General features: G+C 33.1%; 13 protein-coding genes and 1 riboswitch. Of the genes, 1 reads left to right on the top strand and 12 read right to left on the bottom strand.

From position 1 onward, the window contains the following. Positions 1-64: 64 nt before the first annotated feature. From cysD to B0A65_RS08265, 3 genes are all read right to left on the bottom strand, one after another. Positions 65-964: a sulfate adenylyltransferase subunit CysD gene (gene cysD / locus B0A65_RS08275; protein WP_072970415.1), complete on the bottom strand. Its 900-nt coding sequence runs from the start codon at positions 962-964 to the stop codon at positions 65-67. 142 nt (positions 965-1,106) lie between these two features. After that, positions 1,107-1,817, bottom strand: coding sequence for a phosphoadenylyl-sulfate reductase (locus B0A65_RS08270; RefSeq protein WP_074660438.1), 711 nt, complete (start codon positions 1,815-1,817; stop codon positions 1,107-1,109). 27 nt (positions 1,818-1,844) lie between these two features. After that, complete coding sequence (locus B0A65_RS08265; protein WP_083370459.1) at positions 1,845-2,747, bottom strand: sulfite exporter TauE/SafE family protein; 903 nt, start codon at positions 2,745-2,747, stop codon at positions 1,845-1,847. Positions 2,748-3,060: 313 nt separating this feature from the next. On the opposite strand from B0A65_RS08265, the gene B0A65_RS08260 reads away from it, so the two are divergent. Then, positions 3,061-3,843 carry a sulfite exporter TauE/SafE family protein gene (locus B0A65_RS08260; RefSeq protein ID WP_074660437.1) on the top strand — a complete coding sequence of 261 codons (783 nt, stop codon included), beginning with the start codon at positions 3,061-3,063 and terminating at the stop codon, positions 3,841-3,843. An 87-nt stretch (positions 3,844-3,930) separates the two neighbouring features. On the opposite strand, the gene B0A65_RS08255 is transcribed toward B0A65_RS08260, so the two are convergent. The 9 genes from B0A65_RS08255 to B0A65_RS08215 all read right to left on the bottom strand — a co-directional run bounded on the left by B0A65_RS08255 (position 3,931) and on the right by B0A65_RS08215 (position 13,260). Further along, positions 3,931-4,341, bottom strand: coding sequence for an RrF2 family transcriptional regulator (locus B0A65_RS08255; protein WP_012023576.1), 411 nt, complete (start codon positions 4,339-4,341; stop codon positions 3,931-3,933). 144 nt (positions 4,342-4,485) lie between these two features. Then, entirely contained in the window at positions 4,486-4,995 is a 510-nt protein-coding gene (locus tag B0A65_RS08250; RefSeq protein WP_074660436.1) for an RDD family protein, read from the bottom strand. A gap of 138 nt (positions 4,996-5,133) precedes the next feature. Further along, positions 5,134-5,664 carry a hypothetical protein gene (locus B0A65_RS08245; RefSeq protein WP_074660435.1) on the bottom strand — a complete coding sequence of 177 codons (531 nt, stop codon included), beginning with the start codon at positions 5,662-5,664 and terminating at the stop codon, positions 5,134-5,136. A 68-nt stretch (positions 5,665-5,732) separates the two neighbouring features. Beyond that, on the bottom strand, positions 5,733-6,905 hold the full coding sequence (locus B0A65_RS08240) for a trans-sulfuration enzyme family protein (protein WP_074660434.1): 1,173 nt from the start codon (positions 6,903-6,905) through the stop codon (positions 5,733-5,735). Positions 6,906-7,072: 167 nt separating this feature from the next. Then, entirely contained in the window at positions 7,073-7,498 is a 426-nt protein-coding gene (locus B0A65_RS08235; RefSeq protein WP_074660433.1) for an OsmC family protein, read from the bottom strand. A 71-nt stretch (positions 7,499-7,569) separates the two neighbouring features. After that, complete coding sequence (thrA, locus tag B0A65_RS08230) at positions 7,570-9,984, bottom strand: bifunctional aspartate kinase/homoserine dehydrogenase I (protein WP_074660432.1); 2,415 nt, start codon at positions 9,982-9,984, stop codon at positions 7,570-7,572. 1 nt (position 9,985) lies between these two features. After that, positions 9,986-10,969 (bottom strand): alpha/beta fold hydrolase, encoded by a 984-nt coding sequence (locus B0A65_RS08225; protein WP_074660431.1) that lies wholly within the window; start codon positions 10,967-10,969, stop codon positions 9,986-9,988. An 80-nt stretch (positions 10,970-11,049) separates the two neighbouring features. Beyond that, a riboswitch (SAM riboswitch) is annotated at positions 11,050-11,158 on the bottom strand. 189 nt (positions 11,159-11,347) lie between these two features. Continuing rightward, on the bottom strand, positions 11,348-11,545 hold the full coding sequence (locus tag B0A65_RS08220) for a hypothetical protein (RefSeq protein WP_026983853.1): 198 nt from the start codon (positions 11,543-11,545) through the stop codon (positions 11,348-11,350). A 626-nt stretch (positions 11,546-12,171) separates the two neighbouring features. Next, complete coding sequence (locus B0A65_RS08215; protein WP_074660588.1) at positions 12,172-13,260, bottom strand: homoserine dehydrogenase family protein; 1,089 nt, start codon at positions 13,258-13,260, stop codon at positions 12,172-12,174. Between the last annotated feature and the right edge of the window lie 123 nt (positions 13,261-13,383).

Below are 13,383 nucleotides of genomic sequence, written 5' to 3'. Positions count from 1 at the left end.
CTGATTTCGTTTTTAATTACATTCCGAATTGCATTAATAATTTACAATTCATAACTCATAATTATTAAAAATATCCTTGTTGTTTTCTTTTCTCCATTGCAGCTTCAGAACGTTTGTCATCGATTCTGGCACCTCTTTCAGAAATAGTTGAAGTTCTGATTTCTCCAACAACTTCCTGAATTGTTGCTGCGTAAGATTCAACAGCTGCTGTACAACTCATATCTCCAACGGTTCTGAAGCGAACAATTCGTTCTTCGATTTGTTCGTCTTCTTCCTGATACACAAAAGGAGAATGCGACCAGATTAAACCGTCTCTCAAAAAAACTTTTCTTTTATGTGAAAAATAGATTGATGGAATCTCGATGTGTTCTTTTTCGATATAACTCCAAACATCTAATTCTGTCCAGTTTGAAATTGGGAAAACACGAACGTTTTGACCATTTTCTATTTTTCCATTCAAAATATCAAACAATTCCGGACGTTGATTTTTTTCATCCCATTGACCAAAATCGTCACGAACAGAAAAAATACGTTCTTTAGCTCTTGCTTTTTCTTCATCACGACGTGCACCACCAATACAAGCATCAAACTTAAATTCTTCAATTGCGTCTAAAAGTGTAATAGTCTGTAAGCTGTTTCTACTAGAATATTTTCCAGTTTCTTCCACCACTTTTCCTTCATCAATAGCATCCTGAACATTACGAACGATTAACTCTAAACCTAATTCTTCAACCAATTTATCTCTGAAAGCAATCGTTTCAGGAAAATTATGTCCCGTATCAACGTGCAAAAGAGGAAACGGAATCTTAGCAGGAAAAAATGCTTTTTGCGCCAAACGCACTAATGTTATAGAATCTTTTCCTCCAGAGAAAAGTAAAACCGGTTTATCAAACTGTGAAATTACTTCTCTGAAAATGTATATTGCTTCACTCTCTAAAGCGTTTGTTTTTAATACTGAACTCATTGTTTTTTGTTTAAAAAGTTTCAAGTTTCAGGTTTCAAGTTTTGTGGTGACCTAAAATTTTCAACTATTGTTTTATTCTATTCTCTTTATTCTACTCTCCTGCTTCGTGGCTCTTGCCTCTATTCTCTTTATTCTATTCTCTTTATTCCTTCTTAGCGCTGTGCAATCCGCATTCTTTATGGCTTGATTCCCACCACCATCTTCCGGCTCTGATATCTTCTCCCGGGAAAATGGCTCTCGTACATGGTGCGCATCCTATGCTTACGAAACCTTGTTTGTGTAAAGCATTTTGAGGAACATTGTTTTCTGATAAATACGTTTCAACTTCCTCTAAAGACCATTTTAATAATGGATTGAATTTGATGATTTCGAAACCTCCATCGTATTCAAATAGATTCAGATCTTGTCTGTTCTCAGATTGTTCTGCTCTTAAACCTGTAATCCAAACTGAGTTTCCTGCCAAAGCTTTTCTTAACGGAACTACTTTTCGAATGAAACAACATTCTTTTCTATTCTCAACCGAATCATAAAAACTGTTTGGGCCTTTTTCTTTTAATAAATTTTCCACTGCTGTTGCTTCCGGAAAATAAACCTCAATTGGTCTTTTATACTTTTTTAATGTCTTATGAAAAACATCATAAGTTTCCTGAAACAATCTTCCGGTATCCAGAGTAAAAATGGTAATATCAGTATTGCTTTTGGCAATGAAATCTGTAATTACCTGATCTTCCTGACCAAAAGAAGTCGAAAAAATTACTTTTCCCGGAAATTCCGTAGCTAAAAAAACTAAGGTTTCATCAAGTGAAAAATTTTTCGTTTTATCTAATAATGTTTGTATAACTGTCGCACTCATATTCTCTTTTCCTTTCTAAAAAATTGATTACAATAATTTAGATAATGTTTTTAAACTCAATAGTATTATTAAAATTCCAACCGCAATCATCATTGGTTTTCTTTTGATTTTATTGATCAAATAAGCTCCTAATGGCGCTGCAATGACACCTCCTAAAATCAACCCAAAAATAACCTGCCAACCATGGATTCCTCCAAAAAGCATGAAGGTAATTCCGCTTGCAAATGAAACTGCAAATTCAGCTGCATTTACTGATCCAATCGTATAACGAGGATTTCTTCCTCTTCCTAATAATGTAGAAGTTACAATTGGTCCCCAGCCTCCACCGCCAACAGAATCCATAAAACCTCCAAAAGTGGCTAAATATCCTAGTTTTTTAGTTTTCTTTTTAACTATCGTTTTTGCTAACGCTTTTCTAATAATTATGATCGCCAAAACAATCATATAAACGGCAATAAATGGCTTTATAATATCGCCATTAATTACATCTGACAACAAATAAGCTCCCGTAATTGAACCTAAAACTCCCGGAATCAATAAATGCTTCACTAGTTTTTTATTGATGTTTCCGAACTTATGATGAGAAAGCGCCGATGCTCCCGTTGTAAACATTTCAGATACGTGAACTGCAGTACTGCTTATTACTGGCGGAACTCCGTAAGCCAATAAAAAAGAAGTCGAAGTTGCTCCATAACCCATTCCTAATGTCCCGTCTACCAACTGTGCAAAAACACCAATAGCAAAAAACACTAAAAATTCCTGATTAAAACCTCCAACAAATCCAGTCCATGTAAACTCAGCGTAGTGATTGTATACCAACGTAGACAATAAACCTACCAACAAAACAACCGGAATTAAAACCCACAATTTTTCTTTTAACGATCCATCAGACCTACCATCATAACTATTTATTTTCAATTCTTTTTCCATACTCTCTGGCTTGGTTTTCAGCTGCTAAATCCATTACCCTATCGGCTTAATAGATTACTATGCAAAATTAGTACTTATTTCTAAATATCAAAACATTATTTAATTTTTTTACAACTCTAATTCTCTTTTGTTTAAGTAAGTATCAACTTTAGATAATATAACAAATTGACTTATTAAGTTATAAAACATATTGCACTGTATTACAGCTAAATAAAACATTAATGATATTCGTTTACAAATATAACACTTTAAAGTCTACCACATCCATAGGATAATTATAAAATTGTTGTTATTTTTACCGCAAATTTTTATTATGGATTTTCAAATAGGTCTTGTTATAGCGGGTTTACTAGTTGGTTTTGTGGTAGGGTTAACAGGTGTTGGCGGCGGTTCTTTAATGACTCCTATTTTATTATACTTTGGTATTCCTCCAACAACAGCAGTAGGTACCGATTTATTATATGCGGCATTTACCAAAATGGGAGGCGTATTTGTGCATCATAAAAAAAGCAATATCAATTGGCAGATAACGGGCTGGCTTACTTTAGGCAGTGTTCCTGCAGCTTTACTTACCTTATGGATTTTACATAGTATTAAAACTGATATTTCTACTATAAATGCTTTAATCAAATACAGTTTAGGCTGGGCACTACTTTTTACATCAATAGCTATTTTATTCAAAAAGAAACTTTTAGTTTTTTCTCAAAAACATGCCGGAGACAAATTTCATACCGAAAGTCACACTCAAAATATGCTGACTATCGGAATTGGTGTTTTACTAGGAGCAACGGTTACACTTACTTCAATTGGCGCTGGTGCTTTAGGAACTGTAACTTTATTTTTCCTTTATCCACTATTACCAACGCCTCGTTTGGTTGGAACCGAGATTGCCCACGCCGTTCCCCTAACTCTTGTTGCCGGAATCGGACATGCCTCAATGGGAAATTTAGATTTGGGATTATTAGGCCAATTATTAATGGGATCACTTCCGGGAATTTTTATGGGAAGTATGTTAAGCGGAAAAGTACCTGATTTATTTCTGAGAAACGCTATTGCAGTAATGCTTTTTCTGGCAGGTTATAAATTAGTTTTCTAGAAGAAGGAATCTTCAAAATATAAAAAAAGACCTTTTCAAATTAATGAAAAGGTCTTTTTTATTATGATTTATTTCGAACAGAGTCAGTTAAAAAGCAATATCTGCCAAAGAATTGCTTTCCAAAATTTTAAGCGTGTTATCTCTAACCTCAGTCATTAAACGTCTGGCAGCACAAGTTGACTCATCATCACAATCATCGCATTTTTCGTAAAAATTATGACTGGCGCAAGGTAAAAGTGCAATAGGTCCTTCGAGGATGCGATAAACTTTGGCCATACTAATATCTTTTGGATCCTTGATCAAATAATAGCCACCGCCTTTTCCTTTTTTCGCTCCAAGAAAACCGGAGTTTCGAAGCAGTAATAAAATACTCTCCAGAAATTTAATCGAAATATGTTCGCTTTTGGCAATTTCAGCAATTTGTACCGGTTCGTTGTTCTCTCGTCTGGCTAAATATGTTAAAGCTTTAATTCCGTATTTTGTTTTCTTTGAAAGCACGTGTGTAATTTTAGATTTTAGAATATAGATTTTAGATTCGAAATCTTAAATCTACATTTTAAATATTTTTCTGTTACAAAAATATACTTTTTGAACGAGAATAATAATATAATGACCAACTATATTCTACTAAATTAGTATAGTTTAAATTAATTCGGTTTCAGGAACACCAATTAAGTTAAAATCATGAAAAGATTTTACACTTTCATCCAATCCTTTTTTACTAACAACATAGGTATCAGAAATCGAATCGTGCCATCCTCTTGAGCCTCCTAAAAAAGTAAAGGCATCAAATGGGATATAGCGACATAAACTTCTTTTAAAAATGGTTCCAAAGCTTGGTTTTTCTCCATTTTCATCCACAACAACAGAGCCCGTAATAAATTTGCCTACAGATCGACCAAACAATCCTTCCATAATAGTATAATAAATTACGGACACAATGATAGCTACAATATTCCATCCAAAATCCCCCAAACCGTCAACCCAAAGGCCGAGCGAAGTCATTCCAAATAAATTGGTCAAAATCCCTAATACAACTCCAATTGCAATTAAGAAAATAAAAAAGGAGAAAAGATCAATAATGTAATTCAAAAAACGAGTCCCGCTGGACACCAATAATGTATCATCTAAAATATAAGTAGAATTGCTCATAAGCGATAAAGGTTGATTTAAGGTTAAGTATATCTTTTTGATTTCGTTATAAACAAAAATATACTTTTTACTGAAACAATTATAAAAACCAAAAACGATTTTTTAACAGTAATAAATTTACAGTCAAAAAATCGTTGTTTATAATGTAACTTTTAAAATTTCAGCACAAATCGCAGTAGCATTTTTTTCTTCTAAATACAATTGGTGATTTTGATCTTGAAGAATTTCAGAAGGAATTTTTAAATCCAGGAACCAATTTGAGTTTGGCTTATTTGAATCCTGATCGCCAAAAAACAATTTAATTTCACAATTTGGAGCTTCCGTTTCATATCGTAATCGAGTTGAGGAAACAGCAAATAAATGTGTTGTTTTTAATCCTTGCAAAGAAGCTTTCCAGGCAATTGTTCCTCCAATGCTAAATCCCAAAACTGTTACTTTATCAGTTTCTAATTTTAATAAAGTTTCAACTGCTTTATCAATTCCTCCATCGAGAAATTGTTTGTGAATATCTGCTTCCACAAGATTAGAAGCATCAATACAGGCTAATTCAAGAACATCATAATACTGAATCTCAAATTTAGACCGTAATGTATCTGTATAGTAGTTTATCCATTCCGGATGTTGTCCTCCAAATAAATCTGACAGGATAAGTAGTTTTGGTTTAGCCATACCATAAAAATATGATTTTAGATATCAGATTCAAAATCTAACATCTAAAATCATAAATCTAAAATTTCTTAAGAAAGTGCCTGATCTAAATCGGCAATAACATCTTTTACCGTTTCTAAACCTACAGAGACACGTACTAAACCTTCTGTAATTCCGACTGCAAGCTTTTCTTCAACAGACAATTTACTGTGTGTTGTTGAGGCTGGATGCGTTACAATGGTTTTTACATCTCCAATGTTTGCAGAAAGAGAACATAATTTAATCTTGTCCAAAAATTTTCTACCTGCCTCAAGACCACCTTTAATTTCAATCGCAATAATATTACCGCCTAAAAGCATTTGTTTTTTTGCGATTTCATATTTTGGATGTGATTTCAAAAACGGATATTTCACACTTTGTACATTTGGATGAGCTTCTAAAAATTCAGCCACTTTCAAAGCATTTTCGCAATGTTTGTCAACACGCACAGCCAAAGTTTCTAAACTTTTTGACAAAACCCACGCATTAAATGGTGACATTGCCGGTCCTGTATTTCTTGAAAATAAATATATTTTACGAATCAATTCAGCATCTCCAACAGCAACTCCGCCTAATACACGACCTTGTCCGTCTATCAGTTTTGTTGCCGAGTGAATTACGATATGAGCACCGTATTTAATAGGCTGTTGAATGTATGGTGTTGCGAAACAGTTATCAATTATTAAAATCAAATTGTGCTTTTTTGCAATTTGCCCCAATAATTCTAAATCAATTACATCTACACCAGGATTTGTTGGTGTTTCAGCATATAAAATTTTAGTGTTTGGTTTAATAAAACTTTCAATCGTTTCCGGCTGATTAATATCAAAATAAGAAGTTTCGATTTTCCATTTTGGAAAATAAGTCATGAATAAAGCGTGCGTTGATCCAAAGACACTTCCCGCAGAAACAATGTGGTCGCCAGATTCTAATAATCCTGCAAACGTAGAGTATATCGCAGCCATTCCCGTTGCAAAAGCATAACCAGCTTCGGCACCTTCCATTGCACAAACTTTGTCCACAAATTCTGTTGTATTTGGGTTGCTAAAGCGAGAGTAAATATTACGTACTTTTTCTTCTGTAAAAGAGGCTCTCATATCTTCTGCATCCTCAAATACAAAGCTTGATGATAAATACAAAGGAGTTGAATGTTCCTGAAATTGTGTTTTTTCTAAATGTGTACGTATGGCCTGGGTTTCAAAACCAAATTCTTGTTCGTTCATTATTTTTTGTTTTTTTGTTTGCTTCGCCAGTTCGGCTAAAGCCTCGTGTCAGGTTTCAAGTTTCAGGTTTATACGATGTGTAAAACAATGATTTGAAAACGTAAACAAGTGAGTCTTTTTAGCCAATCTAAAAATTATCTAATTCTCTAATTGACTCATTTTCTAATTTATAGTATTTCGTTGTTCAAAACAACTTTATATTTTATGGTTGCTGTTGGCTCAACTGTTTTGGCAACGGAACAATATTTCTCAAAAGAAAGTTCTGCAGCGCGTTTTGCTTTTTCAGGATTGATGTCGCCTTCTAAATAAAACACCACATCGATTTCTTTAAAAGGTTTCGCTTCTCCAATTTGAACGCGCTCGCCTTCAACCTCAGCGTTAAAGGATGTTATTTCCTGACGTTGTTTCTTTAAAATTGAAATCATATCAATTGCACTGCATCCTGCAACACCCATCAATACTAATTCCATCGGACTTGCACCTAAATCGCTTCCGCCAAATTCGGCTCTGCTATCAACATCAACTACATGACCTCTTTCATTTTTTAGTTTGAAATGAAACGCGTCGTTTACTCTGTTTAAGGTTACTTTCATTTTTTTTGTTTTTTGTTTTGTTGTTCGAGTTCAACAATCTAAAATCAGAACTCTAAAATCTAAAATCGATATTATCCTTTATCAGACAATCTTAAAATATCTCCAAAAACGCCTCTCGCTGTAACTGCAGAACCTGCACCGGCTCCCTGAATTACAATTGGACGATCTCCGTAAGATTCTGTATAAATTTCGAAGAAAGAATCAGAGCCTTTTAATCCGCCTAACGCCGTATCTGAAGGAACTGAAACTAATTTCACTTCTAAATTTCCTTTATCGTTTTGCAAATCTCCAGACAATTCACCAATGTATCTTAATACGTGATTTGGCTTTTGATCTGCTTTTATTTTATCGTAAATTGGGTCAAATTCTTTTAGTTTAGTCAAGAAATCAGACACATTTCCTTCTCTTAAATGCTCCGGAATCAAATTCTGAATTGAGATCTCTTCAAACTCATTTTGTAAGTCCAATTCTCTGGCTAAAATCAATAATTTTCTTCCCACATCATTTCCGCATAAATCCTCGCGTGGGTCTGGTTCTGTGTATCCGTTATCAATTGCTTCTTTCAAAATTTCGCTAAATGGAGCGTCTTTTGCAGAAAAATTATTAAATAAATAACTTAATGTTCCAGAGAAAACTCCTTTAATCTTCGTAATATTTTCTCCTGAAAGGTGTAATAATTTTATAGTATCTATTAACGGTAATCCTGCACCAACATTCGTTTCGTACAAATAATTCTTTTGGTTTTCAGCAAGAGATTTTCTCAGTTCTTTATAAAAACCATAACTTAATGTATTGGCTACTTTATTAGAAGAAATCAAATCAAAACTGCTTTCTACAAGTGGAATATAGTTCTCTACGAAAGAAGCACTCGCCGTATTATCAATTGCGATTAAGTTTTCTAAATGATGTTCATTTGCGTAAGCAATAATGTCATTAATAGTGTATTGCTCGCCTTTATTCTGAATATCATTTTTCCAGTCTGAAGTTACGCCATTTTTGTTTAAAAGTAATTTTTTAGAATTGGCAATAGCAAAAACATTCAGTCTTACATCTTTTCTTTTTTCAATGGATGAAGCCGATTCTAAAATCTGATTGATTAAAGTTCCACCTACCAAACCATGACCAATAATGGCGATATTAATTTTTTTAGAAACTCCAAAAATCTCTCCGTGAATTACATTTAAAGCCTTATTCAGTTCTGATTTTTTAACCACCAAACTCACGTTTTTACCCGTAACAGTATTGTTGAATAAAATTGGAACTATTTTGTTTTTGATTAATGCCGTGTAAGGTTTATGAAAAGTACTCAAATCCTGACCAATGATAGAAATTACAGAAACATTATCAGTAACCGTGATCTGATTGACATCTTTAGAATAAAAGTCATTTTCAAACTCTTTTTCCAGTTCGACCATTGCTGTAGTTGCCTTATCTGTCGCTACAACAAGACCAATTCCTCTTTCTGAAGAACCTTGCGAAATAATACTTACGCTGATGTTATGATCTCCCATAACTTTAAAAATTCGGGCATCAACTCCCGCTTTTCCAAGTAATCCGCGTCCTTCAAGATTTACCAGCGAAACATTTTCTAAAACAGAAAGCGTTTTAATACCTTCTTTAGCAGAATCTGAGGTAATTAAAGTTCCGCGGTTTTCATGATTGAATGTATTTAAAATACGAAGCGGAATATTTTTTTCCAATAACGGAATAATGGTTTTAGCATGAAGAATTGTTGCACCAAAATTAGCCAGCTCATTTGCTTCGTTAAAAGACAGATATTCAATCTTTTTAGCATCGGCGACCAAATCAGGATTTGCAGTGTAAATTCCGTCTACGTGTGTAAAGTTTTGAAGTTCTTCGGCATCTAAATAATTAGCAATTAACGAAGCGGTATAGTTACTTCCGTTTCTTCCTAATGTAGTTGTATCATTGTTATTGTTTGAACCTATGAAACCTGTAACAATATTTACTGTTGAACCGTTATGAAGCTTGAAATAGTTAACTACATTTTTCTTAGAAAGTTGCTCTAATGGTTGTGCATCGCCAAATTTTGAGTCCGTTTTAAGCAATTCTCTGGTATCCACAAAATTTGCAGGAATACCTTTTTCAATTAAAATTGAAGTCAATAATTTAGCCGAAAGCAATTCTCCTTTAGACAAAATCTGATCTTTGATTTTATTACTATAATCACCTATCAGACTTACACCTTCAAAAAGTTTATCTAAAATATTAAATTCTTCTGATAAATCAACTTGTGGATAATCGGATGTCTGATATGCCTTAAAGCTTTCTAATAACGGCTTATAATTTCCGTTTTTAGCAGCAATTCTTAAAATGTCTTCCAGTTCATCTGTCGCATTTCCTCGTGCTGAAACTACAACGGCGATTTTTTCTCCTTGGTTTACTTTATCTAAAATAATCGAAATAACTTTATTAAGTCCTTCTCCGTTTGATAATGATTTACCTCCAAATTTTAATATTTTCATTTTATTTTGCTATTGTTTCTGCCTTAAATATATCGGCAAGTAAATGATCTAATTGTTTGTACTCGATTAAAAAAGCGTCATGTCCGTGAACCGAATCAATTTCGCTGTAAAAAACATTTTCTTTAAACTTTTTTAATTCCTGATAGGTTTCTTTATTTTCTCTGGCAGTAAAAAACAAATCCGAATTGATTCCGATAATATGAATCGCTGCATTTGTTCTTGACATTAAAGTTTCAAAATCGGCACTATTTCTTGTAATATCTATGGTTTTAAGCAATTGATTCATCAATTTATAAGAAGCTAATTGATATCTCTTTTGCAATTTATCTCCGTGATGTGCCAACCAGCTTTCTATATTAAAAATGGAAAGATTTTCATTGACCGTACGTTGAAATTTTTCTTTAAATGATTCTGGAGACCTGTAACACAACATAGCATGAATCCTTGCGTCCTCAATTGGCTTTGATGAATTGTTCAGGATTTGTTCCTGTAAAAAACAATTCGCAATCATCCAGTCCGTCGATTTCCAGTCGGTTGCAATGGGTATCAAATTTTGAGTGATGTTAGATTCTAAAGCCAACATTTCCCAGGCAACTCCTCCACCAACAGAACCCCCAATAATAGTATGAACCTGATTAATAGCCAAGCTTTCAAGTCCTTTAATAAAAATTCGGGCAATATCTCTGGTCGTAAAATCCTGGTAATTTTCAATTAAAAAAGAATCTGTTCCGTTACCCGGAACATTAAATGCCAGTATGGTATATCTATTGGTGTCAATTGTTTTTCCTTCTCCAATTAAGTCGTTCCACCAACCATTTTCGCCGGTCACCTGAGCGTTTCCTGTCAAAGCATGATTAACCAAAACAATAGGCGCGCTATGTAATGGCAAACCGGAAATGGTAAAACTTAAAGGTAACGAACGATAAAGTGCACCATTTTCGGTGGTGAAATTTTGTATGCTAATGGGGTTTGGTATATTTTCCAATTTTCAAATCTGTTGTATTATTGATTTGTATCTGGAAATATTAGAAAGAAAAGTCTAGAGTGAAACTAGAAAAATTCTTGTTGTTATCTTTCCACGTTTGGGCGTGGTAGAATGCAGCACCTTCTTCGCTTTACCGAAGGGTTGCTAAGGATTCATCGGGTCTAATCCCTCGTCCTTTCTTTATAACATTTCAATACGTTTTTGAACTTAAAGGTGCAAATTAACTACTATTTTCTTAAACAAACAAATTTTATCTAAACTGATTCATCAATTTCATAAATATAATTCAAACTAAAACTTATTACACGCAAAAATTTACCGAACTAAAAGCCCAGTAAAATTAAGCAGGTTTTCCCCTATTTTATGATACTTTTCGATTTAGATAAAAAGCGTTTCATTTTCTTTTGAATACATCAAAAACAATAAAGAATTCGGTTCTTTTTTATCTGTTTTTTTATCCGTTTCAGTTATTCCGAATCTTGGATGGATCAATTCGTTTTTCGGCGGAGGATTGTTCCTTTTACTTCTGTTTTTCAATGTTGAAAATGTCTTTGATAAGTAGTTTAATGTGCTCATGATATTTAAGTTTAGTTTAGTTTGTGTATTATTATCTTTATTATTCGTTTACTATTGTGTTAAGCCAGCCGGATGGAATAAAAAAACCCTTTTGGATTAGTGTACCAAAAGGGTTTAAGTTTTTTAAACTTATATATTCTTTTGGAATCAACAGACGCATACGCAAATAAATGCGACAGTGAACATCTTGTTCATCTGTAGGGATTTATTCATCTGTGATTTATTTGTTATTTTAAATTCTTGCATTTTCATATAAAATTAAAAAGCCTCCTAAAATTATTGGGAGGCTTTGCGTATAATATTGTTGTTTTCTTACAATTTAAGCAAAAGACATCCCAACGGTATTAACCGAAATGGCGCAAAACATTTTATAGACATTTAAGTTCATTGATTCAGTAGCTTTTGGGTTTAACAAATATGCAAATATTATTTTAAATACACAAATTATTTTAAGTAAATTAAGACAAAAAAACGACGAAAAAGCGCTTTTTAACGATATAAAACATCTTACAAAAGTTTTGTTTTATAAAAACAAAGTAAAAACCTACAAAACAAAGCTTTACTCTTGTAATATCTCCACAAATCAGTTTATCAAAGAACTTTCAAAATAAATTCAGCGTTAGTTTTTAAAGCCAGACTGCCTCTTTATTTTTAATTTTTTCTGACACTTTTAATATATCAGTAATAATTCCTCTTGAAATTGCTTGTTTGCACGGTGAAGCACTCTGAATGACAATTGGAACATTAGCATAAGATTGCGTGTAAATCTCAAAAATCGAATCGGAACCTTTCAATTGGCCTATTGCAGATGAAACCGGCTCTGAAACTAATTTGACTTCTAATAAATTTCGCTCCACATCAAATTCACCAACATATCTTAATACATGATGGTCTGCCTGAGTAATTTTTGCAATTTTAAAGGATCTGTCAATTGCTTCTTTATTAAGGATTCCGTTTTTCTCTAAATGTTCTTCCTTAATAAGAGAATTAATTTTTATATCTGATAATTCAAAATCTTTTCCAATTTCCCTTGTCAAAATCAGTAATTTTCTGGCGGTATCATTTCCTGACAAATCTTCTTTAAAAGTAGAACGCATCAAACCTAACAAACTGGCATCTTTTAATATAGAGGAGAAAGAAGCTTCTTCTGCAGAAAATCGGTTAAAAACATAACTCAGATTATCAGAGAAAACGCCACGAATCTTTGTTATTTTTTCTCCTGAATAATATAGATCCCTCAAAGTCTGCAAAACCGGAAATCCAGTATCAACTGAAGTTTCATATAGAAACTCCTTATCATACTTTTTAAGATTCTCACGGATCTCTTTATAAAGATCAATTGGTAGTGTATTGGCTTTTTTATTTACTGCTACAATATTAAATCCGTTTTCAATCAACGTATTATAATGACCAATCAATTCGTCGCTGGCCGTTGCATCAACTGCAATCAGATTCTCGAATTCATTTTCTTTCGCAAATTCTACGATATCTTTTACTTTAAAAGGAACAGCCAATTCTCTAAAATTGGTTTCCCAGGCATATCCAACGCCTTCTTTCTCGAAAAAAGCAACAGTAGAATTGGTGATAATCGGAAAATGAAAATCAATATTTTTACTCTGAAGAAAAAATTCCTGGCTTTCTATAATCTGATTGATTAAAGTACTTCCGATATTCCCAATTCCAAAAAGGATAATATTTATTTTAAGCTTAGACATAATTTTATGTGTTGGTGTTAAATTTTGAACCATATAAGTCATATAAGTTCATTTAATAATCAATTTTATAATTAGACGCATGCTGCGCCTCTACTAAACCTGTATTATGTTAGAAGCACTGCT

Origin of the sequence: Flavobacterium frigidimaris (assembly GCF_002217275.1) — a bacterium.
Lineage (GTDB): Bacteria > Bacteroidota > Bacteroidia > Flavobacteriales > Flavobacteriaceae > Flavobacterium > Flavobacterium aquidurense.
Note: the sequence above shows the minus strand (reverse complement) of the source record. Positions and strands in the feature narration are given on the sequence as shown.

Excerpts from the sequence above, each read along its gene's own strand:
- cysD (WP_072970415.1), bottom strand. The coding sequence starts at position 964 with ATGAGTTCAGTATTAAAAACAAACGCTTTAGAGAGTGAAGCAATATAC.
- B0A65_RS08270 (WP_074660438.1), bottom strand. The coding sequence starts at position 1,817 with ATGAGTGCGACAGTTATACAAACATTATTAGATAAAACGAAAAATTTT.
- B0A65_RS08265 (WP_083370459.1), bottom strand. The coding sequence starts at position 2,747 with ATGGAAAAAGAATTGAAAATAAATAGTTATGATGGTAGGTCTGATGGA.
- B0A65_RS08260 (WP_074660437.1), top strand. The coding sequence starts at position 3,061 with ATGGATTTTCAAATAGGTCTTGTTATAGCGGGTTTACTAGTTGGTTTT.
- B0A65_RS08250 (WP_074660436.1), bottom strand. The coding sequence starts at position 4,995 with ATGAGCAATTCTACTTATATTTTAGATGATACATTATTGGTGTCCAGC.
- B0A65_RS08245 (WP_074660435.1), bottom strand. The coding sequence starts at position 5,664 with ATGGCTAAACCAAAACTACTTATCCTGTCAGATTTATTTGGAGGACAA.
- B0A65_RS08240 (WP_074660434.1), bottom strand. The coding sequence starts at position 6,905 with ATGAACGAACAAGAATTTGGTTTTGAAACCCAGGCCATACGTACACAT.
- B0A65_RS08235 (WP_074660433.1), bottom strand. The coding sequence starts at position 7,498 with ATGAAAGTAACCTTAAACAGAGTAAACGACGCGTTTCATTTCAAACTA.
- thrA (WP_074660432.1), bottom strand. The coding sequence starts at position 9,984 with ATGAAAATATTAAAATTTGGAGGTAAATCATTATCAAACGGAGAAGGA.
- B0A65_RS08220 (WP_026983853.1), bottom strand. The coding sequence starts at position 11,545 with ATGAGCACATTAAACTACTTATCAAAGACATTTTCAACATTGAAAAAC.
- B0A65_RS08215 (WP_074660588.1), bottom strand. The coding sequence starts at position 13,260 with ATGTCTAAGCTTAAAATAAATATTATCCTTTTTGGAATTGGGAATATC.